We start from the raw sequence: 21,019 nt of genomic DNA, 5'->3' as shown, positions 1-21,019 counted from the left end.
AAGAGCGCTTTGGCCACGGATGGACACGGAAGGAGCGGAAACGAGGGATTTTTTCCCTGTCCTATCCGTGTGCATCCGTGTTCATCCGTGGCTGAAACAGACCCATGACCGCGACGAAACTGCCCGCTGCGCTCGATGCGACCCTGGCCGCGCTGCTGGGCGCGGGCTGGCGCACGGACGAGAGCGAGCGGCTCGCCTACGGCTACGACAACTCGCGCCGGCTGGCGCTGCCGGACGCGGTGGCGCTGCCGACCGACGCGGCGCAGGTGCAGGCGATCGTGCGCGCCTGCCGCGCGCACCGGGTGCCGGTGATCGCGCGCGGGCGCGGCACCAACACCACCGGCGCGGCGGTGCCGGTGGCCGGCGGCGTGGTGGTGTCGTTCGAGCGCATGGACCGGATCCTCGCGATCCGTCCCGGCGACCGCTGCGCGGTGGTCGAACCGGGCGTGCTCAACGGCGAGCTGCAGCACGCGCTCGCCGCGCACGGCCTGTTCTGGCCGCCGGATCCGACCAGCGCCGGCTTCTCCACCGTCGGCGGCAACCTCGCCTGCAACGCCGGCGGACCGCGCGCGGTGAAGTACGGCGCCAGCCGCGACAACGTGCTGGCGCTGACCGCGGTCACCGGCACCGGCGCGCTGGTCCGCTGCGGCAGCGCGACCACCAAGGGCGCCACCGGCTACGACCTGCAGCGGCTGCTGGTCGGCTCGGAAGGCACCCTGGCGCTGATCGTGGAGGCCACGCTCCGGCTCACCCCGCTGCCGCCGCAGCGCCGGGCGCTGCGCGCGCTGTACCGCGACGTCGCCAGCGCCGCGGCGGCGGTGGCGCGGCTGATGGCGCAGCCGGTCACCCCGTCCATGCTCGAGTTCATGGACGGCGACTGCGTGCGCCTGGCGCGCGAACACATGCGCGCCGACGGCGGCAGCGCGGAGCTGCCGGTGGAAGCCGGCGCGCTGCTGATGCTGGAGGCCGACGGCGACGCGCACACCCTGCCCTGGGCGGTGGAGGCGCTGGCGCGCGCGGCCGAGGGCGAGGGCCTGGTCGCGCTCGACGACGCCGCCGACGAGGCCGCGCGCGAGCGGCTGTGGGCCGCGCGCAAGGCGCTCTCCCCCGCGCTGCGCAGGCTCGCGCCGGGTAAGCTCAACGAGGACGTGGTGGTGCCGGTTTCGCGCCTGCCGGAACTGGTCGCGGGCGTGCAGGCGCTGGCGCGCGAGGTCGCGCTGCCGATCGTGTGCTTCGGCCATGCCGGCAACGGCAACCTGCACGTCAACATCCTGTACGACCCGGCCGACGCCGCGCAGACCGATCGCGCCGAGGCGGCGATGGCGCGCGTGTTCGCGCTCGCGATCGCGCTCGACGGCACGCTCTCGGGCGAGCACGGCATCGGCCTGCTCAAGCGCGGGTTCATGCCGCAGGCGCTGGATCCGGACACGCTCACGCTGATGCGCACGGTCAAGGCCGCGTTCGACCCCGACGGCATCCTCAACCCCGGCAAGCTGCTGCCATGAGCCGCCGGCTCCAGGCCCTGCTGCGCGAGATCCGCGCCTGCCGGCTGTGCGCCCCGTCCCTGCCGCTGGGCCCGAACCCGGTGCTGCGCGCCTCGGCCAGCGCGCGCCTGCTGATCGTCGGCCAGGCGCCGGGCACGCGCGTGCACGCCACCTCGATCCCCTGGAACGACGCCAGCGGCCAGCGCCTGCGCGAGTGGCTGGCGCTGGCTCCGGAGACGTTCTACGACGAGCGGCGGGTGGCGATCGTGCCGATGGGTTTCTGCTATCCGGGCCGCAGCGGCGGCGGCGACGCGCCGCCGCGCCCGGAATGCCGCGCCACCTGGCATCCGCGCCTGATCCCGCTGCTGACGGAAGTGGAGCTGGTGCTGCTGATCGGCCAGTACGCGCAGGACTACTTCCTCGGCCCGGCGCGCAAGGCCCGCCTGACCGACACCGTGCGCGCCTGGCGCGAGTACGCGCCGCGCTACGTGCCGCTGCCGCACCCGAGCCCGCGCAACATCGGCTGGCTCAAGGCCAACCCCTGGTTCGAGCGCGAGGTGCTGCCGATGCTGCGCGCGCGGGTGCACGCGCTGCTGTCGCCCTAGCCGAAGTGCTCGTAGCCGCGCCGCGGCGGCTGCCACGGCCGGCCGTCGGCGGCGAGCGCGCGCACGCCCGCGCCGGCGACGATGCGGCCGATCCGGGTCAGCGGCGTGTCCGTGGCCGCGGCCAGCGCCTCGAGCGCGGCGCGCTGCGCCGGCGCGGCGGTGAAACAGAGCTCGTAGTCGTCGCCGCCGGTGGCCTGCAGCGCCTGGCGCACCCCGGTCTCGCACGCGGCGCGCAATGCCGGCGAGGCAGGAAGCTCGGCGAGCATGAGTTCCGCGCCGACGCCGCTGGCCCGGCAGACATGGCCGAGGTCGGCGAGCAGGCCGTCGGAAACGTCTATGCAGGCATGGGCCAGGCCGGCCAGCGCGCGCCCGAGCGCCAGACGCGGCACGGGGCGGTGCAGGCGCGCGAGCAGGAAGGCGCGCTCCGCCGGCGCCGCGCGCACCGGGGCCGCGTCCGCTGGCGTGCCGATGCCGAGCAGCCGCAGCGCCGCCGCCGCGTCGCCGAGCGTGCCGCTGACCCAGACCTCGTCGCCGACGCGCGCGCCGTCGCGGCGCAGGGCGCGCTCCGGCGCGACGAAGCCGTGCACGGTCACGCACACCGACAGCGGCCCGTGCGTGGTGTCGCCGCCGACCAGCGCCACGCCCTGTTCGGCCGCGAGCGCCAGGAAGCCGTCGAGGAAGCCGTCCAGCCACGCCGCATCGCCCGTCGGCAGCGACAGCGACAGCGTGCACCAGGCGGGCTCGGCGCCCATCGCGGCCAGGTCCGACAGGTTCACCGCCAGCGCCTTCCAGCCGATGTCGGCCGGCGCGGCGTCGTGCGGAAAGTGCACGCCGGCATTGAGCGTGTCGGTGGCGACCACGAGCCAGTGCCCCGCGGGCACCTGCAGCAGGGCCGCGTCGTCGCCGATCCCGAGCACCACGTCCGCGCGCGCCGCGGCACGGGCGCGGATGCGGGCGATCAGGTCGAACTCGGCGGTCATCGCCCGCGCGCGGCCTGCACCTCGGCGGCGCGCCATTCGGCGGCGGCGCGGTCGAGCACGCCGTTGACGTAGGTGTGCCCGTGCTCGGAGCCGAAGCGCTTGGTGGTGGCCACGGCCTCGTTGAGCACCACCCGGTACGGCACGTCCAGGCGGTGGCGCAGCTCGTAGGCGGCGATGCGCAGCGCGGCGCGCTCGATCGGATCCACCTGCTCGATGTCGCGGTCCACGAACGCGGCCAGCGCGCCGTCGAGCTCGGCGCGGTGCGCGAGCACGCCGCGGACGAGGTCCTCGAAATATTCCAGGTCCGCCACTTCGTGCGCCTGCTCGTGGGCGAACTGGGCGATCACGCTGCGCGCGTCGCCGCCGGCCATCTGCCAGGCGTAGATCGCCTGCAGCGCGCGCCGGCGCGCGCGCGAGCGGGCCACGGGATCCACGCCGTCCTGGCGCCTCATGGCAGCCTCCGCATCAGGTCGCACATCTCGATCGCGGCCAGGGCCGCCTCCTCGCCCTTGTTGCCGTGGCTGCCGCCGGCGCGGGCCTCGGCGTCCTCGAACCGCTCCACCGCCAGCACGCCGTTGAGCACCGGGATGCGGTGCGCGAGCGCGACCTGCATCAGCCCCTCCGCGCAGCGGTCGGCCACGTGTTCGTAGTGACGGGTGTCGCCGCGCACCACGCAGCCCAGGGCGACGATCGCCGCGTGCGCGCCGCCGGCGGCGAGCCGCGCCGCGGCCTGCGGCAGTTCCCAGGCGCCGGGCACGCGCACCACGTCCAGCGCGGCCTCGGCCACGCCGTGGTCGGCGAAGGCCTTGCGCGCGCCGGCCAGCAGCGCCTCGGTGACGCGGGGGTTCCAGCGGCTGGCGACGATCGCGAAGCGGGCGCCTTCGTGCACGCGCAGGTCGCCTTCGTAATGGGACATCGGGACGGCGGTCGGTCGGGGGGCGGCTAGTGTAATCGCCCGGCGCGGCTCAAGCCGGTCGCGCCTGCCCCGTGTCCGGGTCCACGTACTCCACCACCTCGAGCCCGAACCCGGCCAGGCCGACCTGGCGGCGCGGCGCGCCCAGCACCCGCAGCCGGCCGTAGCCGAGGTCGGCCAGGATCTGGGCACCGGCGCCGGTGCGCCGCCATTCGGCCAGCGCGCCGCGCGGCCGCGGGTCGGGCTGCTCGCGGATCCGCGCCAGCAGCGCCTCGGGATCCTGCGCCTCGCCGAGCAGCACCAGCGCCCCGTTGCCCGCGCGCGCGAGCATGGCCAGCACGTCGCCGACCGCGGGGCCGAAGTCCGGCCGCCGCCAGTGCAGCGCGTCGGCGAGCGGGTTGTGCACGTGCACGCGCACCAGCGCCGGCGCCTGCGGGTCCGGCGTGCCGCGCACCAGGGCGAAATGCAGCGCGCGGCTGAGCCGGTCGCGGTAGGTGTGCAGGCGGAACGGACCGTGCTCGGTGGCGATCTCGCGCTCGTCCACCCGCTCGACCGTGTGTTCGGTGGCGAGCCGGTGCCGGATCAGGTCCTCGATCGAGCCGATCTTCAGCCCGTGCTCGCGCGCGAACGCCTCCAGCTCCGGCCGCCGCGCCATGGTGCCGTCCGGATTGAGGATCTCGACCAGCACCCCGGCCGGCTCGAAGCCGGCCAGCAGCGCCAGGTCGCTGGCCGCCTCGGTGTGGCCGGCGCGGGTCAGCACGCCGCCGGGCTGGGCCATCAGCGGGAAGATGTGGCCGGGCTGGGTCAGGTCCTCCGGGCGCGCGTCGGGACGCACCGCGGTGCGGATGGTATGGGCGCGGTCGTAGGCGGAGATGCCGGTGGTCACGCCCTCGGCGGCCTCGATGCTGACCGTGAAGTTGGTGCCGTGCGGCGAGGTGTTGTCGCGCACCATCGGCGGCAGGCCGAGCTGGCGGCAGCGCTCGCGGGTCAGCGACAGGCACACCAGGCCGCGCGCGTGGGTGACCATGAAGTTGATGTCCTGCGGCCGCACCAGCTCGGCGACCATGATCAGGTCGCCCTCGTTCTCGCGGTCCTCGTCGTCCACGATCACGACCATGCGCCCGGCGCGCAGTTCCTCGAGCAGTTCCGGGACCGGGGTGAAGCTCATGCGGGATCCCTCGTCGCCAGCAGGCGCTCGACGTAGCGCGCGATCATGTCCACCTCCAGGTTGACCGCGTCGCCGGGCGCGGTGTGCGCGAACGCGGTGTGCGCGAGGGTGTGCGGCACCAGCGCGACCTCGAAGCCGGCCGCGTCCACCGCGTTCACGGTCAGGCTGACGCCGTCCACGCAGATCGAGCCCTTGGGCGCGACGTAGCGCAGCAGCGCCGGCGGCGCGGCGAAGGACCAGCGTTGCGCGCGCGCGTCCTCGGCCACCGCGCGCACCGCGCCGACGCCGTCCACGTGGCCGCTGACCAGGTGTCCGCCGAGGCGGTCGGTCGGCAGCAGCGCGCGCTCCAGGTTCAGCGCCCGGCCCGGCGCCAGCGTGCCGAGCGTGGTCAGGGCCAGGGTCTCGTTGGAGGCGTCGGCCTCGAACCAGTCCGCGCCGAACGCGACCACGGTCAGGCACACGCCGTTGACGGCGATGCTCTCGCCGGCGCGCACGTCGGCGAACGGCAGCGTGCCGGTCCCGATCCGCAGCCGCGCGTCGCCGCCGCGCAGCTCGCGCGCGGCCAGCCGGCCCACGCCCTGCACCAGCCCCGTGAACATCAGGCCTCCTTCCTGCGCGCGTGCACGAACAGCGGCCAGCGCAGCGTGCGCGGCCGCTCCGGATCGCCCCAGGCCGCGCGCAGGGCCTCGGCGTGCATCGCCACCGGATCCTGCCCGGTGCGTGCGCGATGGCGGGCGGTGTCGGCGAAGAACGCCGCGCGGTCGAACCAGTGCAGCGCCTGCGCCACACACACCGCGTCCGCGCAGGCGTCGGGCAGGCTGCAACGTTCGCCGGCCTCGACCGCGAACCGGACATTGCCCGGCGCCTGCGCCTGCGCGATCTGCGCCGCGCTCGGATCGGTGGCGTGCACCCGGGCGAACTGCGCGGCGAGGTCGCGGCTGGCCTGGCCGCTGCCGCAGCCGGCCTCCCAGACCAGCGCCCGCGCCGGGGCGACGGATGCGATCCAGGCGAACAGGGCCGGCGGGTAGTCCGGGCGCGCGCCGGCGTACTCGGCGGCGACCGTGGAGAAGTGGTCCTGGAAGTTCATCGCGACACCGGCCGCAGCAGCAGGCGCAGATCCTCGCCGAGGCGGCGCAGCTCGACGATGCGCAGCTCGTGGCGTTCGGCCATCGTCGCCACGTCCAGGCCGTCGAACAGCGGCCGGGCGTGCGCGCCGAGCAGGGTCGGGGCCACGTACAGCAGCAGCTCGTCCACCAGGCCGGCGGCGACGAAGGCCCCGGCCAGGGTGGCGCCGGCCTCGACCTGGACCTCGTTGATGCCGCGCTCGGCGAGCATGCGCAGCACCGCGCCCAGGTCGAAGCGGCCCTCGCGCACCGGCACCGCGACGTGGTCGGCGGCAAAGCCGCGCGGCAGGCGCGCGTCGGGCGCATGCACGTACAGGGTGGGCGCCTCGCCCTCGCGCACCCGGCCGCGCGCGACCGTGGCCAGGCCCGGGTCCAGCACCACCCGCAGCGGCGGCACGAATTCGCGCTGCCACTCCGGCACGTCCTCGGGCAGGCGCACGGTGAGCTGCGGGTCGTCGGCCAGCACCGTGCCCGCGCCGGTCAGGATCGCCCCGGCGCGCGCGCGCCAGTGCTGCACGTCGCGCCGCGCCGGCACGCCGCTGATCCACTTCGATTCGCCCGAGGCCAGCGCGCTGCGCCCGTCCAGGCTGGCGGCGAGCTTGACCCGCACCCACGGCCGGCCGCGCTCGATACGGGAGAGGAACCCGCGGTTGAGCGCGCGCGCCTGCGCCTCCATCAGCCCGCTCTCGACCGCGATCCCGGCGGCCTGCAGCCTGGCGAAGCCGGCGCCGTTGACCTGCGGGAACGGGTCGCGCATCGCCGCGACCACCCGCGCCACGCCGGCGGCGATCAGCGCGTCGGCGCAGGGGCCGGTGCTGCCGTCGTGGGAACACGGTTCCAGGGTGACGTAGGCGGTGGCGCCGCGCGCCCGCGCGCCGGCCTGCGCCAGCGCCAGCACCTCCGCGTGCGGCCCGCCCTTGCGCCGGTGCCAGCCCTCGCCCACCACCTCGTCGCCGTGCGCGATCACGCAGCCCACCATCGGGTTCGGGCGGGTGCTGTAGGCGCCGCGCTCGGCCAGGCGCAGCGCGCGCGCCATCAGCGCGTGGTCGGTGGCGGGCGAAATAGGGGTCAGAGTCATTTTTCCTTGCCCCCTTTCGGGTGGAATAGGGGTCAGAGTCATATTTCGAGAGTCATATTTCGCTCGAGGCAGCGGTCATCGGTCCTTCTTTTTTGGCGAAATATGACTCTGACCCCTATTCCCCTCGTCCAGCAGCGGCAGCTGCGCCTCGCCCGGCGGCAGTTCGCGCTCGAGCCGGTCGAGTTCCTCGCGGAAGTCGTCCACGTCCTGGAAGTCGCGGTACACCGAGGCGAAGCGCACGTAGCCGACGTGGTCGAGCTTGCGCAGCTCGGCCATCACGAACTCGCCGACCCGGCGCGAGGCGACCTCGCGCTCGGCGGTCATGCGCAGCTGGTGCACCACCGCGCGCACCGCCGCTTCCACCTGTTCCTCCGACACCGGACGCTTGTGCAGCGCGCGGTCGAAGCCCAGGCGCAGCTTGCGCGCGTCGAACGGCTCGCGCCGGCCGTCGCCCTTGACGATCACCGGCAGCTTGAGCTCGATCGTCTCCAGGGTGGAGAACCGCTCCCCGCACGCCGCGCACTCGCGCCGGCGCCGGATCGTGGCGCCGTCGTCGGACACGCGCGAGTCGATGACCCGGGTGTCTACGTGCTGGCAGAAGGGGCAGTGCATGCCTCAGCCATAGACCGGGAACTGCCGGCACTGGCGGGTCACGTTCTCGCGCACCGCGGCGATGACGTTCTCGTCGTTCGGGCTGTCCAGCACGTCGCAGATCCAGTTCGCGAGCGCGACGCACTCGGGCTCGCGGTAGCCGCGGGTGGTGACCGCCGGGGTGCCGATGCGCAGGCCCGAGGTCACGAACGGCTTCTGCGGGTCGTTCGGCACCGCGTTCTTGTTGACCGTGATGTGGGCGCGGCCGAGCGCGGCCTCGGCGTCCTTGCCGGTGATGCCCTTGCCGATCATGTCCACCAGCATCAGGTGGTTCTGGGTGCCGCCGGAGACGATCTTGTAGCCGCGTTCGATGATGGTCCTGGCCATCGCCTGCGCGTTCTTCACCACCTGCTGCTGGTAGGCCTTGAACTCCGGCTCCAGCGCCTCCTTGAACGCCACCGCCTTGGCCGCGATCACGTGCATCAGCGGCCCGCCCTGGATGCCGGGGAAGACGATGGACTGCAGCTTCTTCTCGATCTCCTCGGCGCGCTCGCCCATGCCGGCGCGGCTGGCGACGATGATCCCGCCGCGCGGGCCGCGCAGGGTCTTGTGCGTGGTCGAGGTGACCACGTGCGCGTGCGGCAGCGGGTTCGGATAGACCCCGGCAGCGACCAGGCCGGCCACGTGCGCCATGTCCACGAACAGGTACGCCCCGACCTTGTCGGCGATGGCGCGGAACCGCGCCCAGTCCACCACCTGCGAATAGGCCGAGAACCCGGCCACCACCATCTTCGGCCGGTGCTCGAGCGCCAGGCGCTCGACCTCGTCGTAGTCAATCAGGCCCTCGGCGTTCACGCCGTACTGGGCCGCGTCGAGGATCCTGCCGGAGAGGTTGACCTTGGCGCCATGGGTCAGGTGCCCGCCGTGCGCCAGCGACATGCCCAGGATCCGGTCGCCCGGCTCCAGCAGGGCGAAGTACACCGCCTGGTTGGCCTGCGAGCCGGAGTGCGGCTGGACGTTGGCGTAGTCGGCGCCGAACAGCGCCTTGGCGCGGTCGATCGCCAGCTGCTCGGCCACGTCCACGTGCTCGCAGCCGCCGTAGTAGCGCTTGCGCGGATAGCCTTCGGCGTACTTGTTGGTCAGCACGCTGCCCTGCGCCTCGAGCACGCGCGGGCTGGCGTAGTTCTCCGAGGCGATCAGCTCGACGTGGTCCTCCTGGCGCCGGCGTTCGGCCGCGATCGCCTGGGCGAGTTCGGGGTCGAAACCTTCGATGCGGGCGTCGCGGGGAAACATCGGCACTCCGGAAGCGGGGAAGGAAGCCGCCAGTGTAGCGGTTTTGGCCGTTTCTCCCCCCGCGCCGCGCCGCGGCCGGCCGGGCGCGCCCGCGCCTGAACGCCGCCGCGCGCGGCCGCGGGCCGGGCGCGACGGCCGGTATAATCGCCCCCATCCCGATTCCCTCCGCCGGCCCTGCCCCCGCGCAGGCCGCCGGCGTCTGCCCTGCGGAGCCTGCATGCAGTACATCTACACCATGATCGGCGTGTCCAAGACGGTCCCGCCGAAGCGCCAGATCATCAAGGACATCTCGCTGTCGTTCTTCCCGGGCGCCAAGATCGGCCTGCTCGGCCTGAACGGCGCGGGCAAGTCCACGGTGCTGCGGATCATGGCCGGCGTGGACAAGGATTTCAGCGGCGAGGCGCGCCCGCAGCCCGGCATCAAGATCGGCTACCTGCCGCAGGAGCCGCAGCTCAACCCGGAGCACACCGTGCGCGAGGCGGTGGAGGAAGGCGTGGGCGAGATCCTGCAGGCGCAGGCCGCGCTGGAGCGGGTGTACGCCGCCTACGCCGAGCCCGACGCCGACTTCGACGCGTTGGCGAAGGAGCAGGAACGGCTGGAGGCGATCCTGGCCTCCGGCGACGCCCACACCCTGGAGCAGCAGCTGGAGGTCGCCGCCGACGCCCTGCGCCTGCCGCCGTGGGAGGCGAAGATCGGCAACCTGTCCGGCGGCGAGAAGCGCCGCGTGGCGCTGTGCCGCCTGCTGCTGCAGAAGCCCGACATGCTGCTGCTCGACGAGCCCACCAACCACCTCGACGCCGAGTCGGTGGAGTGGCTGGAGCAGTTCCTGCAGCGCTACCCCGGCACCGTGGTCGCGGTGACCCACGACCGCTACTTCCTCGACAACGCCGCCGAGTGGATCCTCGAGCTCGACCGCGGCCGCGGCATCCCCTGGAAGGGCAACTACACCGAGTGGCTGGTGCAGAAGGAGGAACGCCTGAAGCAGGAGGAGGCGCAGGAGAAGGCGCGGCAGAAGGCGATCGCACGCGAACTGGAGTGGGCGCGGCAGAACGCCAAGGGCGGCCGCTCCAAGGGCAAGGCGCGCCTGGCGCGGCTGGAGGAGCTGCAGTCCGTCGAGTACCAGAAGCGCAACGAGACCAACGAGATCTTCATCCCGCCGGGCGAGCGCCTGGGCAACAACGTCATCGAGTTCCGCAACGTCAGCAAGCGCTTCGGCGACCGGCTGCTGATCGACGACCTGTCGTTCATCGTCCCGCCGGGCGCGATCGTGGGCATCATCGGCCCCAACGGCGCCGGCAAGTCCACCCTGTTCAAGATGATCACCGGGCAGGAGAAGCCGGATTCGGGCGAGATCGTCATCGGCCCGACGGTCAAGCTGGCCTACGTGGACCAGAGCCGCGACGCGCTCGCCGCCAACAACACGGTGTTCCAGGAAGTCTCCGGCGGCCTGGACATCCTCAACATCAACGGCATCGAGATCCAGTCGCGCGCCTACATCGGCCGCTTCAACTTCAAGGGCCCGGACCAGCAGAAGCTGGTCGGCTCGCTGTCCGGCGGCGAGCGCGGCCGCCTGCACCTGGCCAAGACCCTGCTCCAGGGCGGCAACGTGCTGCTGCTCGACGAACCGTCCAACGACCTCGACGTGGAGACCCTGCGCGCGCTCGAGGACGCGCTGCTCGAGTTCCCCGGCAACGCGTTCGTGATCTCGCACGACCGCTGGTTCCTGGATCGCATCGCCACCCACATCCTCGCCTTCGAGGGCGATTCGCACGTGGAGTTCTTCCAGGGCAACTACCGCGAGTACGAGGAAGACAAGAAGCGCCGCCTGGGCGAGGAAGGCGCCAGGCCGCACCGCCTGCGCTTCAAGGCGCTCAAGTAAGGGCTTTCATTCAAAAAAGCCTGATCCGTGCTCATCTGCCTTGATCCGTGGCCAGGAACAGGAACCGGGGGTCCGACATGGGGTTCATGCAGCAGCTGCGACGGCGGTGGGAGCAGGCGGGGTCGCTGGTCTGCGTCGGGCTCGATCCGGAGCCGGCGCGGTTCCCGGCCCGGTTCGCGGGCGATGCCGACGCGGTGTTCGGATTCTGCCGCGCGATCGTGGACGCCACCGCGCCCTACGTGTGCGCGTTCAAGCCGCAGATCGCCCACTTCGCCGCGCTCGGCGCCGAGGACGCGCTGGCGCGGCTGATCGCCCATGTCCACGCCGCGCACCCCGGCATCCCGCTGATCCTGGACAGCAAGCGCGGCGACATCGGCAGCACCGCGCAGCACTATGCCGCCGAGGCCTTCGACCGCTACCGCGCCGACGCGGTGACGGTGAACCCGTACCTGGGCCGCGATTCGCTGCAGCCGTTCCTGGATCGCGCCGACAAGGGCGTGGTGGTGCTGTGCCGGACCTCGAACCCGGGCGCGGGCGACCTGCAGGACCTGCGCGTCGGCGGCCGCCCGCTGTACCAGCACGTCGCCGGGCTGGTGGCGCGGGAGTGGAACGCGCACGGCAACTGCGCGCTGGTGGTCGGCGCCACCTGGCCGGCGCAGCTGGCCGAGGTGCGCGCGATCGTCGGCGACCTGCCCTTCCTCGTCCCCGGCGTCGGCGCCCAGGGCGGCGACGTCGCGGCGGTGGTGCGCAACGCGAAGACCGCCGACGGCACCGGCCTGATCGTCAGCAGCTCGCGCGCGATCCTGTACGCCTCGCAAGGCGACGACTTCGCCGCCGCCGCGGCCGCCGCGGCGCGGGCGCTGCGCGATCAGATCAATCGCTATCGGTGAGAAGCGTTTTTGGCCACGGATTAACACGGATAAGGCTTTTTGAATAAAAAGCGCTTTTGCTTTATCCGTGTTCGTCCGTGTAAATCCGTGGCAAAAAAGCTTTTGTTCCATCCGGGTTCATCCGTGTGAATCCGTGGCCAGGAAACGCCTGGCCGCCGCCAGCGGAAAGTGCAGGCAGATGGCGAGGAAGACGGCGGCGTGGAGCAGGGGGCCGTGGCGGGGGGCCTCGAACTTGCGGAAGTAGCGCCACAGGCCGCGGTGCTTGTGCCATTCGACGAACAGCGGGCGCGAGCGCGAGGACACGCCGCGCAGGTGCACCACGGTGACGTCGTTGGCGACCAGGACCCGGGCACCGGCCAGGCGCGCGCGGCGGCACAGGTCCAGGTCCTCGGCGTGCAGGCGGTAGCCCTCGTCGAAGCCGCCGAGCGCCGCGAACAGCGCGCGCGGCAGCAGCATCAGCGCCCCGGAGACCGCATCCACCGGCTGCAGCGTGCACGCGGGGTCCATCGCCACGCCGAGCCGGGCCGCCGCGGGCGCACGCAGCATGCGGGCGAAGTCGGGGTCGCGCCGGCGCGCGGCGGCGTCGCGCCGGCCCTGCTCGTCCACCAGGTCGGCGCCCACCAGCGCCGCGCTGGCGCCCTGCGCGTGCGCGCGCAGGCGCGCCAGCGTGTCGGGCTCGACCAGGCAGTCGGGATTGACGAAGGCCAGCCACGGCGCGCGGCTGTCGGCCGCGCCCTGGTTGCAGGCGACGGCGAACCCGGGGTTGTCGGGATTGGCGATGAAGCGCACGCGCGGATCGCGTGCGGCATGGCGCTGCACGATCGCGAGCGTGCCGTCGTCGGAGGCGTTGTCCACCACCCGGATCTCGGCCACCTCCGCGGCATCGCGCAGGCGCCGCAGGCAGTCGTCGATGCTGGCGACGCTGCGGTGGGTGACGACGATGGCGGCGATGTCAGGCACGCGCGTCCTCCTCTTCCCGGCCCTCCCCCGCGGACGGGAGCGGAGCCGGCGGAGCGGGGAACAGCTCGCGCTGCGGCGAGGCGGGGCCGACCGTCGCCTGCAACCGCGCCAGCGCCTGGCGCAGCTCGTGCAGCGGATCGTCCATCAGGAACTGCGCCAGGCGCGCATGCCAGCCGGGCCAGCGCGCGGCCAGCGTGTCGAGGTCGCCATCGGCCGGCGCGCCCTCGCCCGAGCGCGCGACGAAGCAGGTCTCGCACAGCACGTTGCGCCAGCCCAGGCCGGCCAGGCGCAGCGACAGATCCGTGAGCGCGGCATACCAGCTGCCGAAACTCTCCGCGTCCAGCCCGCCCGCGCGGCGGCGCGCACTACCGCGCAGGGCCACGGCGTGGCTCACCGCGGCCGGCAGTTCCGGATGCCGCGGCGGCAGCGCGGCGCAGGCACGGGCCAGGCGCTCGGGATCGTCGGGCAGCGGATTGATCTCGCCGCAGCGTGGCCAGGCCGCGGCCTCACCGGCGTTGCTCCACGGCGTGGCGGTGGCGATCGCGGCATCGCGCGCCAGGCACGCGGCGAGTTCGCCCAGCCAGCCCGGTGCCGGCCGCGTGTCCGGCGCCAGCACCACCACGTCGGCCTCACCGCAGGCGGCCAGCACCTCGTGCAGGTGCGCCACCTCGCCCACCGGGCGCTGCCGGCGCGTGTAGTGCGCCTGCAGCCGGGTGCGGCGCAGCCAGCGCTCGACGATGGCCTGTCCGCGCGGGCCGGCCTGGGCGTCGTCGGCGAGCCAGACCCGGGTACCCGGCGGCGTGCCGGCCTCGAGCGCGGCCAGGCACGCGTCCAGCGCGTCCTCGTCCACGCCCACCGGCAGCAGCACGACCGGCAGCGCTTCGGGCGTCGGGCTCACTGCGTCTGCGGCGGGCGGCGCAAGGGCTCCAGGGCGCGGAAGCGCTGGCCGTATTCGTCGGTCAGCTTCCGCGCTTCCTGCGGGTCGCGGAGGATGGTCGGCGTCAGCAGGATGATCACCTCGCTGCGGTCGTTGCGCGCGGTCCTGGTGCCGAACAGGCCGCCCAGGATCGGGATCCGGCTCAGGCCGGGCACGCCCGAGGAGCCGTTGGTCACGCCGTCGCTGATCAGGCCGGCGAGCATGATCGTCTCGCCGCTCTGGATCGCGGCCTCGGTCTTGAGCCGGCGGGTGTTGATGCGCACGTTGCCGTTCTGGTCGGGTTCGCCGCCCGGCGAGCTGATCTCCTGGACGATGTCCAGGAACACCATGCCGTCGCGGGTGACGCGCGGGCGCACCTTCAGGATCACGCCGGTTTCCAGGTACTGCACCTGGCTGAAGCGGCTGCCGGCGTCGCCGCCGGTGCCGGGGATGAAGTTCACCGACGAGATCGGGATCCGGCTGCCGACGTTGAAGTTGGCCTCGGCGTTGTTGCGCACCATCACCGACGGGGTCTGCAGCAGGCGCAGGTCGGTGACCTGGTCGAGGGCGTTGATCACCGCCAGCGCGTTGCGGCCGAGGAAGCTCCAGGTCAGACCGCCGCTGACGTTGCCGTCCTCGTCCACGCTGATTCCGCCGACGCTGCCGGAGATGTCGCCCCAGATGCCGCGGCCCTGCGCGCGCTGGCGCAGCGCGTCGGGCGTGATCGCATTCTCGAAGAACCAGTTGACGCCGTACTTGAGGTCGCCGGTGAGCGCGACCTCGACCACCTGCGCCTCGATGTGCACCTGGGAGGGCATCACGTCCAGGCGCTCGATCACGTCGCGGATCGAGGCCCACTGCGCCGGGGTGGCGCGCACCAGCAGGGTGTTGGTCTCGTCCACCGCCGACACGCCCACGCGCCCGCCGTTGACCTCGAGGGTGACGCTGCCGTCGCCGCCGCCGCGCTGGGAGAGCGAGAGCTGGCCCTGGCCCAGGCCGCCGACCGGGGCGCTGCTGGTGCCGCCCTGCATGCCCGGATCCTTGATCTCGGTGGGCTCGGTGCCCGGCATCAGCGAGGGCGGGCCAGCATCCCCGCCGCCGCCACCACCGCGGCCGCCGCCGAACACGTCGGCCAGGCGCTCGGCCAGGTCCTTGGCCTTGACGTACTTGAGCTCGTAGGAGAACAGCTGCACCGCGTCGCCGGCGCCGTCGATGCGCTCGATCCACTGCTGGATCTGGTCGAGGTAGCGCGGCTGCGGGGTGATCACCAGCACCGCGTTGGCGCCCTCCAGCGGCATGAAACGGAACATGCCCGCGACCGGCGACTTGCTCTGCTCGCCGAACACCTTTTCCAGGTCGGCCACCACCTTGCTGGCGCGGCCCGAGCGCAGCGGGAACACGCCCACCGACATGCCGGCGAGCCAGTCCACGTCGAAGATCTCGATCGTGCGCAGGTAGTTCTCGAGTTCGGCGCGGGTGCCGGCGATGGTGATGATGTTGCGCGCGGGCTCCACGCTCACCACCGCGTTCTGGCGCGCGTAGGGTTTGAGCAGCTTCTCCATCTCGGTGGCGGAGATGTAGCGCAGCGGCACCACCCGCACCTCGAAGCCGCGCGCGAGCGCGGGCGGGCCGGTGCGCGGCGCCACGGTGCCGGCGAGCGCGGCGTCGGCGGGGACGATGTTGTAGCGGCCGTCCACGTACACCAGGCGCGCGTTGTTCCAACCCAGCACCATCTCCAGCAGGCTCAGCGCCTGGGCCGGGCTGACCGGCCTGGGCGTGGCGAGGGTCACCGTGCCCTGCACGCCCGGCGCGATCACGTAGTTCTGGCCGAGCATGTCGCCGAGGATCGCCTTGACCACGGCGTGCAGCGACTCGCCCTCGAAGTTGAAGGTGGCCGCACCCGAGCTGGCGCCCAGGCTCGGCGGCGGGGCCGCGGCGGCGCTGCGGTTGATCACCTCGCCGCTGCCGCGGTGCAGCTGCGGCTGCGCGCCGGCCGGCTGCGGCGGCGCGGATTCGGCCAGCGGCACGGTGCGCGCGGCCTCGGCGGGGCGGTGCAGCTGCGGGCTGCGCTGCATGGTCGGCGTGGGCGTGCTCGCGCAGCCGGCCAGGATCCCGGCGAGGATGGCGGCCGTGAAACGGGCCGGAAGAGCGAAGGGCGTTCGGGCGTTCATGCGCGCACTCATCGGTTCTGGGCGTCCGGCTTCGGTGCCGGTACGGGAGGCGGGGTCTGTTGCTGCTGCCGCAAGGCCTCGGCGCGCAGTTGCGCGCGGCGCGCCTCGATGCGGCGGCGGATGGCTTCCATCTGCTGCTCGGGCGTGATCGTCGGCGCGGCGGCGGTGGCCGGCGCGGGGGTGGGCGCGGGTTCGGGCTTGGCCGCCCCGCCCGTGCCCGGATCCACCTCGGCCGGCCCCTGCGGCCCCGGGCGTTCCACGGTTTCGGTCACCACCGGCGGCTGCGGCGCCGGCGCCTGCCCGCCGCGGCCGTCGAACAGGCGCAGCTCCAGGCGGCGCTCACCCTCGGGGCCCACGAACACCGCCGCGCGCGGTTCCAGCGACACCAGCCGCCAGCTCTCGGCGCCCTTGGGCGCCTCGCCCTCGCGCACCCGCACCGGCTCGCCTCCGGCGCTGGGCTGCAGGATCGCCAGGCGCACGCTCGGGGTCAGCAGCACGCTGCTCAGGACAAAGTCGAAGCTGGCGCCGCCCGCCTCGCCCTCGCCCGCACCGGCGATCACGAACGGCTGCGGACGGCGGTTCTCCGAGAACAGCGGCCGCGCGCCGATCTCGGCATACTGGCCGAGCGGGCCGATCCGCTCCGGCGGCGGCGGAGGCAAGGCCGGCAGGCGCTGCATGCGCGCCGGATCGGGCGCGACCGGCGCGATCCGCCCGCCCATGCCGGCCAGCGCCAGCAGCCACACCAACAGCGCCCAGCCGGCGAGCACCGCCAGCAGCCAGGTGCGCAGGCCGATCCGGTCAACGCGCACGCGCCGCCTCCCCGCCCGGGGCGATGTAGCCGTACAGGTCGAAGCTCACGTCCAGGCCGCCGCTGCCGCCGCCGGCCTGGCCGGCCATGAAGAAATAGCGCTGGGCGAGCACGTTGAGGTTGTCCACGAACATGCGCGGGGTGCCGCCTTCGAGCGCGTGCAGCACCGCCGCCAGTTCCGGCGCGCCGCAGCGCAGCCGCACCTGCACGGTCACGCGTGGAAAGCGCCCCGGGCGCGACTCGGTCAGGGGTGAGCGGTTGGTGATCGCGCAGCTGCGGTTGCCGGGGCTGGCCTGGGCGACCACGGTCTCCAGCCGCTGCACCAGCCCGGCGGTCGCCAGCTCGGGCGTGCTCTCGGGCAGGAAGCCGGCGCGCACGCGCCGCTGCGCCTCCACCTCCGCCAGCCGCCGCTCGACCTCCGGCGCCAGTTCGAGCTCGGTGCGCAAGCGCAGTTCGCGCTGCTGCAGCGCCTGGATGCGCGCATTGGCCTCGCGCATCGGCACCGTCCACCACGGGTGCACCAGCAGCAGGTAGGCGAGCGCAAGCGCGCCGAGCAGCAGCGCGAGCGCGAGCCAGCGGTCGCGGTCAGCGACCGGCGCGGGCGTTGCCGGCATCGGCGGCCTCCTTGGGCGGTGCGGTCACCGCGAGTTCCGCGGTCAGGGTGAACCGGTCGCGGCGGGTGCGCGGGTCGGGCTGCAGCGCGCCGGTGAGCGCCGGCGCGCGCCACAGCTTCGAGCCCTCCAGGCGCGCGACCAGCGCCGAGGCCTCGCTGCTCAGGCCGATCAGCAACAGGCGGTCGCCCTCGATCGCGAGCTTCTCCAGGTAGGTGCTGTCCGGCAGGCGGCGGCTGAGTTCGTCCATCACCTCGATCGCGCTCGGGCGGCCGGCACGCAGGCGGTCGAGATAGACCTGGCCGGCGACCGCGTCGGCCAGGCGCTGGCGTTGCGCCGCGGCGCGTGCGGCCGGGCCTTCGAGCGCCTTCACCCGCGCCTGCAGCGCTTCGACGGCGGCGCGGCGGTTGTCCAGCACCTGCCACAGGCCCGCCACCAGGGCCACCAGCGCCACCGCCGCGAAGGCGATGTTCCAGGTCCGCCATGGGTCGCTGCGTCGCACGCGTTGGGCCGGCGGCAGCAGGTTCACGTCGAGCGGCATGCCGGCGCTATCGGCCAGGTCCACGCCCGAGAGCGTGGCGGCCAGCGGGCCCAGCCCCTGCAACTGCGCCTGCAGCGTCGCGCGCGGCACCACCACCAGCTCGGCCTCGATCTGGCCCTCGCCACGGCGGCCGAGCACGCGCGCGTCGAAGGCCACCGCATCGGCGGCGAACGGGGTCTGGCGCTCGATCTCGAACGCGACCACCTCGCGCAGGCGCTCGGCGGCCGCGGCCGGTAGCGTCAGGGTGCGGCGCAGGCCGGCGCCGGCGGGCAGCAGCAGCCAGCGCGGCAGGTCGGCTACCGCCGGCCCGAGCAGCGGGCCCAGCGCGTCCTCGGCGAAGGCGAGGTCGGCGGCGGCCGGGAGCCGGCCGAGATCGTCCATGCCCTCGGCATGCTGGCGCCGCAGCAGCAGGCCGTCGGCCTGCTCCACCAGCAGCAGGCGCTCCTGGCCGGCGCGCAAGGCCTGGCGCCAGCGCGCCGGCAGCCAGGCGGCGAGCGCGCGCGCCCACCACGCGAAAAAGCCGCCCGCCCCGGGCCGGATCCGGGTCTGCAGACGGCTGACGCTCTCGCGCAGCGCGCTCATCGTGGCATCGCTCCTTCCTCCCAACGCAGCGGCGTGTAGGCCGATCCGGGCACTGCATTCCCGCCGCTGCGGACGACGGCGCGCAGGATGGCCTCGCGTCCATCGCGGAGGCGTGCGCGGCTCTCGATACTATACGTGCCGGTGTTTCCGGCCACGAGCGGGGTGCCGTCGAGCTGCGGCGGGGGCAGGCCGGAAGCCGGATCCCACGCCCGCCGCCGCGCCAGCACCTGCTGCGCGTCCAGCCCCATCGCCGCCAGCACCTCCGCCGAGGCGAACGCCGGCTCCGGGCGCATGCGGCCGGCGTACACGGTCAGGTGCGGTTCGAGCTTCGCGTACAGCGCCGGGGTCATGCCCAGCACCTGCTCGAGTTCGGCCACGCTCTCGAAGGCCGCGTCCTTGGCCCCGTAGGGCAGGCCCGCGGCCTCGTAGTCCGGATCCTCGGCGCCGCCCTCGGGTTGGGTGAGCGGATCCACGTCGCGCCAGTCGAGCACCGCATTGGCCAGCCGCCGCGCTTGCCACGGCTCGGCGCCGGCGCCTTCGAACAGCGCCGCCAGCAGCGGCGCGTCGGCCAGGTTCAGGTCCACCTTGCCGGCTTCGTCGGTGATCCGCACCCGCACTTCGGCTTCGCCGAACCGCCAGGGATATTCGCGGCCATCGGCCAGCCAGGCCCGGCGCGGATCCTGCTCGGCCACGCGCACGACTGCATATTCGAGTCCGGCGCGCGCGGCCTGGGCGGCGATCACGCCGTGGTGCAGCACCCGGCCCTGCAGCCCTTCGACCTTCGCGATCAGGGCGAAGGCGCCGATCAGGCCGGTGAGCAGGGTCACCAGCCACAGCACCAGCAGCAGCGCCGCGCCGCGCTGGCCGTGCGCGCTCACGGCACGCCTCCAAGGATGTTGCCGCCGCCCGACAGCGGCAGCGCCACCACCAGCGGCGGCCAGGCGCGGCCGTCGGCGTCGCGCAGGGTGACCTCGACCTGCAGCGGCAGGCGGTCGCCGTACTCCCAGCGCTCCTGCCATTCGCCGAGCCGGTTCTGCTCGTCCAGCGCGCGGTAGCGGAAGCGCACCTCCTTCAGCCCGGAGGCCAGCAGCTCCGGCTCGCGCGGCGGCCGTTCCTCGACCAGCAGGCCGGCCAGCACCATCTTCAGGTCCACGCGCAGCTCCAGCCCGTCCTGGCCTTCGTGCAACTGCAGGTCGTGCATGTACGGGCCGCCGCGGCCGAGGTAGTCGGGCAGGTCGGCGACGAAACGCAGGCGGTCGGGCTCGCCGATGAAGCGCAGCGGCACGCCGGTGTCGGGATCCACCTCGAACGCGACCGGGCGCGCCCCGGCCAGGCGCCGGCGCAGGAACTGCGCCACCGCGCGCATGCGCTCGCTGCGCTCGGCGATCGCCTCGCCGCGCTGCACCGTGGCGGTGGCCGCGCGCAGGGTCGCGAGCGCGAGCGCCAGGCCCAGCGCCAGCAGCGTGGTCGCCAGCAGCACCTCGATCAGGGTGAAGCCGCGCGCGCGTCTCATGGCGGCACCCCCTGCCCCGCCGCCGGCGCCGCCAGCCGCAGCGACTGCACGTGCAGCCGTTCGCGCGGACCGCCGTCGCGCCATTGCACCTGCAGGTCCAGGCGCAGCAGCTGCGGCGCGGCCGGATCCTGCGGCTGCGCCGGATCGCGGGCCGGGTCCTGCCAGGGCTCGACCTGCAGCGTCCAGCGGTAGCGGCCCTCCTCGAACGTGCCCTCCTCGATCCCCGGCCGCAGCGGCTCGCCCACCCCGACCTGGTCGAGCAGCGACTGCGCGTGCAGCGCGGCGCGTCCGGCCTCGTCGGCCCAGCGCACCTGGCGGGTGCCGCTGGAGAGCGTGCCGAGCAGGAAGGTGAGCGCGAGCGCGAGCACGCCGAAGGCGACCAGCACCTCGATCAGGCTGAAGCCGGCGGCGCGACGGTTCACGGCATGGCCTCCGCGCGCCGCAACCGCACCTCGCCGGTGAGCCAAGTCACGTCCACCTGCCAGGCCGCGCTGCGCCGGACGAGCCGGATCCGTCCGCCGGTGGAGGCGCCGTCGGGGAAGAACACGATCGCGCCCTCGCCCTCGCGCGGCTGCACCTCGCGCGCGCCGATGAACTCGATGCCGAGCTGCTCCGGCAATTCGCCGTGGCGGCCTTCCGGCGCGGTCCAGGCGTGCGCGCGCGGGTCGATGGTGAAACGCTGCGGCTGCCCGGTCGCGATCGCCCGCGCCCGGGTATAGCGCAGCTGCGCGGCGACCTCCTTCGCCGCCGAGCGCAGCGCCACGCCCTCGAAGCCGCCGCGCACCGCGCCGGCCGCGAGCAGGCTGACGACGGCGACCAGCGCCACCACCAGCAGCACCTCGACCAACGAGAAGCCGCGGAGCGCGTGCAGGCCGACGGGGCGGTGCCGCGGCGTCATGTCCTCAGCCCCAC

Annotated in this window: 23 protein-coding genes; 4 read left to right on the top strand and 19 right to left on the bottom strand. The window is 73.8% G+C overall.

What is annotated here, in order from left to right; genetic code table 11:
• The first annotated feature begins 104 nt into the window (after positions 1-104).
• Together FPV26_RS08590 and FPV26_RS08585 are read left to right on the top strand one after the other, a co-directional pair.
• Positions 105-1,505 (top strand): FAD-binding oxidoreductase, encoded by a 1,401-nt coding sequence (locus tag FPV26_RS08590; protein WP_147653474.1) that lies wholly within the window; start codon positions 105-107, stop codon positions 1,503-1,505.
• Positions 1,502-2,089 (top strand): uracil-DNA glycosylase family protein, encoded by a 588-nt coding sequence (locus FPV26_RS08585; RefSeq protein WP_147653473.1) that lies wholly within the window; start codon positions 1,502-1,504, stop codon positions 2,087-2,089. Before FPV26_RS08590 ends, FPV26_RS08585 begins: the two co-directional genes overlap by 4 nt.
• On the opposite strand, the gene thiL is transcribed toward FPV26_RS08585, so the two are convergent.
• From thiL to glyA, 9 genes are all read right to left on the bottom strand, one after another.
• Positions 2,086-3,069 carry a thiamine-phosphate kinase gene (gene thiL, locus FPV26_RS08580; protein WP_147653472.1) on the bottom strand — a complete coding sequence of 328 codons (984 nt, stop codon included), beginning with the start codon at positions 3,067-3,069 and terminating at the stop codon, positions 2,086-2,088. The genes FPV26_RS08585 and thiL overlap by 4 nt on opposite strands.
• Positions 3,066-3,521, bottom strand: coding sequence for a transcription antitermination factor NusB (nusB, locus tag FPV26_RS08575; RefSeq protein ID WP_147653471.1), 456 nt, complete (start codon positions 3,519-3,521; stop codon positions 3,066-3,068). Before nusB ends, thiL begins: the two co-directional genes overlap by 4 nt.
• Positions 3,518-3,985 carry a 6,7-dimethyl-8-ribityllumazine synthase gene (gene ribH / locus FPV26_RS08570; protein WP_147653470.1) on the bottom strand — a complete coding sequence of 156 codons (468 nt, stop codon included), beginning with the start codon at positions 3,983-3,985 and terminating at the stop codon, positions 3,518-3,520. Before ribH ends, nusB begins: the two co-directional genes overlap by 4 nt.
• A gap of 49 nt (positions 3,986-4,034) precedes the next feature.
• Positions 4,035-5,150, bottom strand: a complete 1,116-nt coding sequence (ribB, locus tag FPV26_RS08565; protein WP_147653469.1) for a 3,4-dihydroxy-2-butanone-4-phosphate synthase — start codon at positions 5,148-5,150, stop codon at positions 4,035-4,037.
• A complete protein-coding gene (locus FPV26_RS08560) occupies positions 5,147-5,749 on the bottom strand; it encodes a riboflavin synthase (protein WP_147653468.1) in 603 nt (200 codons plus the stop codon). The genes ribB and FPV26_RS08560 overlap by 4 nt, the downstream gene beginning before the upstream one ends.
• Entirely contained in the window at positions 5,749-6,237 is a 489-nt protein-coding gene (locus FPV26_RS08555; RefSeq protein ID WP_147653467.1) for a class I SAM-dependent methyltransferase, read from the bottom strand. The genes FPV26_RS08560 and FPV26_RS08555 overlap by 1 nt, the downstream gene beginning before the upstream one ends.
• A complete protein-coding gene (gene ribD, locus FPV26_RS08550; RefSeq protein WP_147653466.1) occupies positions 6,234-7,352 on the bottom strand; it encodes a bifunctional diaminohydroxyphosphoribosylaminopyrimidine deaminase/5-amino-6-(5-phosphoribosylamino)uracil reductase RibD in 1,119 nt (372 codons plus the stop codon). Before ribD ends, FPV26_RS08555 begins: the two co-directional genes overlap by 4 nt.
• A 75-nt stretch (positions 7,353-7,427) precedes the next feature.
• Positions 7,428-7,964: a transcriptional regulator NrdR gene (gene nrdR, locus FPV26_RS08545; RefSeq protein WP_147653465.1), complete on the bottom strand. Its 537-nt coding sequence runs from the start codon at positions 7,962-7,964 to the stop codon at positions 7,428-7,430.
• A gap of 3 nt (positions 7,965-7,967) precedes the next feature.
• Positions 7,968-9,236, bottom strand: coding sequence for a serine hydroxymethyltransferase (gene glyA, locus FPV26_RS08540; RefSeq protein ID WP_147653464.1), 1,269 nt, complete (start codon positions 9,234-9,236; stop codon positions 7,968-7,970).
• 217 nt (positions 9,237-9,453) lie between these two features.
• Between glyA and ettA the strand changes: the two genes are divergently transcribed.
• Together ettA and pyrF are read left to right on the top strand one after the other, a co-directional pair.
• Positions 9,454-11,115, top strand: coding sequence for an energy-dependent translational throttle protein EttA (gene ettA, locus FPV26_RS08535; RefSeq protein WP_147653463.1), 1,662 nt, complete (start codon positions 9,454-9,456; stop codon positions 11,113-11,115).
• A 77-nt stretch (positions 11,116-11,192) separates the two neighbouring features.
• A complete protein-coding gene (gene pyrF / locus FPV26_RS08530; RefSeq protein ID WP_147653462.1) occupies positions 11,193-12,005 on the top strand; it encodes an orotidine-5'-phosphate decarboxylase in 813 nt (270 codons plus the stop codon).
• Positions 12,006-12,122: 117 nt separating this feature from the next.
• Here pyrF and FPV26_RS08525 read toward each other — a convergent pair whose 3' ends face one another.
• From FPV26_RS08525 to xpsH, 10 genes are read right to left on the bottom strand one after another with little or no spacing between them, the layout of a single operon-like run.
• Entirely contained in the window at positions 12,123-12,965 is an 843-nt protein-coding gene (locus FPV26_RS08525; protein WP_147653461.1) for a glycosyltransferase family 2 protein, read from the bottom strand.
• A complete protein-coding gene (locus FPV26_RS08520) occupies positions 12,958-13,863 on the bottom strand; it encodes a glycosyltransferase family 2 protein (RefSeq protein WP_246109246.1) in 906 nt (301 codons plus the stop codon). The genes FPV26_RS08525 and FPV26_RS08520 overlap by 8 nt, the downstream gene beginning before the upstream one ends.
• Positions 13,860-16,064 (bottom strand): type II secretion system secretin GspD, encoded by a 2,205-nt coding sequence (gspD, locus tag FPV26_RS08515; protein ID WP_425473080.1) that lies wholly within the window; start codon positions 16,062-16,064, stop codon positions 13,860-13,862. The genes FPV26_RS08520 and gspD overlap by 4 nt, the downstream gene beginning before the upstream one ends.
• Positions 16,061-16,861: a general secretion pathway protein GspN gene (locus FPV26_RS08510; RefSeq protein WP_147653459.1), complete on the bottom strand. Its 801-nt coding sequence runs from the start codon at positions 16,859-16,861 to the stop codon at positions 16,061-16,063. The genes gspD and FPV26_RS08510 overlap by 4 nt, the downstream gene beginning before the upstream one ends.
• Positions 16,851-17,474, bottom strand: coding sequence for a type II secretion system protein GspM (gene gspM / locus FPV26_RS08505; RefSeq protein WP_147653458.1), 624 nt, complete (start codon positions 17,472-17,474; stop codon positions 16,851-16,853). Before gspM ends, FPV26_RS08510 begins: the two co-directional genes overlap by 11 nt.
• On the bottom strand, positions 17,446-18,594 hold the full coding sequence (locus tag FPV26_RS08500) for a PilN domain-containing protein (protein ID WP_147653457.1): 1,149 nt from the start codon (positions 18,592-18,594) through the stop codon (positions 17,446-17,448). The genes gspM and FPV26_RS08500 overlap by 29 nt, the downstream gene beginning before the upstream one ends.
• Complete coding sequence (locus FPV26_RS08495; protein WP_147653456.1) at positions 18,591-19,472, bottom strand: type II secretion system minor pseudopilin; 882 nt, start codon at positions 19,470-19,472, stop codon at positions 18,591-18,593. Before FPV26_RS08495 ends, FPV26_RS08500 begins: the two co-directional genes overlap by 4 nt.
• Positions 19,469-20,107 carry a prepilin-type N-terminal cleavage/methylation domain-containing protein gene (locus FPV26_RS08490; RefSeq protein ID WP_147653455.1) on the bottom strand — a complete coding sequence of 213 codons (639 nt, stop codon included), beginning with the start codon at positions 20,105-20,107 and terminating at the stop codon, positions 19,469-19,471. The genes FPV26_RS08495 and FPV26_RS08490 overlap by 4 nt, the downstream gene beginning before the upstream one ends.
• The gene (gene xpsI / locus FPV26_RS08485; RefSeq protein ID WP_147653454.1) at positions 20,104-20,529 is read right to left on the bottom strand and encodes a type II secretion system protein XpsI; all 426 of its coding nucleotides are present in this window, start codon (positions 20,527-20,529) and stop codon (positions 20,104-20,106) included. Before xpsI ends, FPV26_RS08490 begins: the two co-directional genes overlap by 4 nt.
• On the bottom strand, positions 20,526-21,005 hold the full coding sequence (gene xpsH / locus FPV26_RS08480) for a type II secretion system protein XpsH (RefSeq protein WP_147653453.1): 480 nt from the start codon (positions 21,003-21,005) through the stop codon (positions 20,526-20,528). The genes xpsI and xpsH overlap by 4 nt, the downstream gene beginning before the upstream one ends.
• Positions 21,006-21,019 lie beyond the last annotated feature (14 nt).

This window comes from Vulcaniibacterium gelatinicum, assembly GCF_008033445.1.
Lineage (GTDB): Bacteria > Pseudomonadota > Gammaproteobacteria > Xanthomonadales > Xanthomonadaceae > Vulcaniibacterium_B > Vulcaniibacterium_B gelatinicum.
This window is presented reverse-complemented; position numbering and strand designations above follow the sequence as displayed.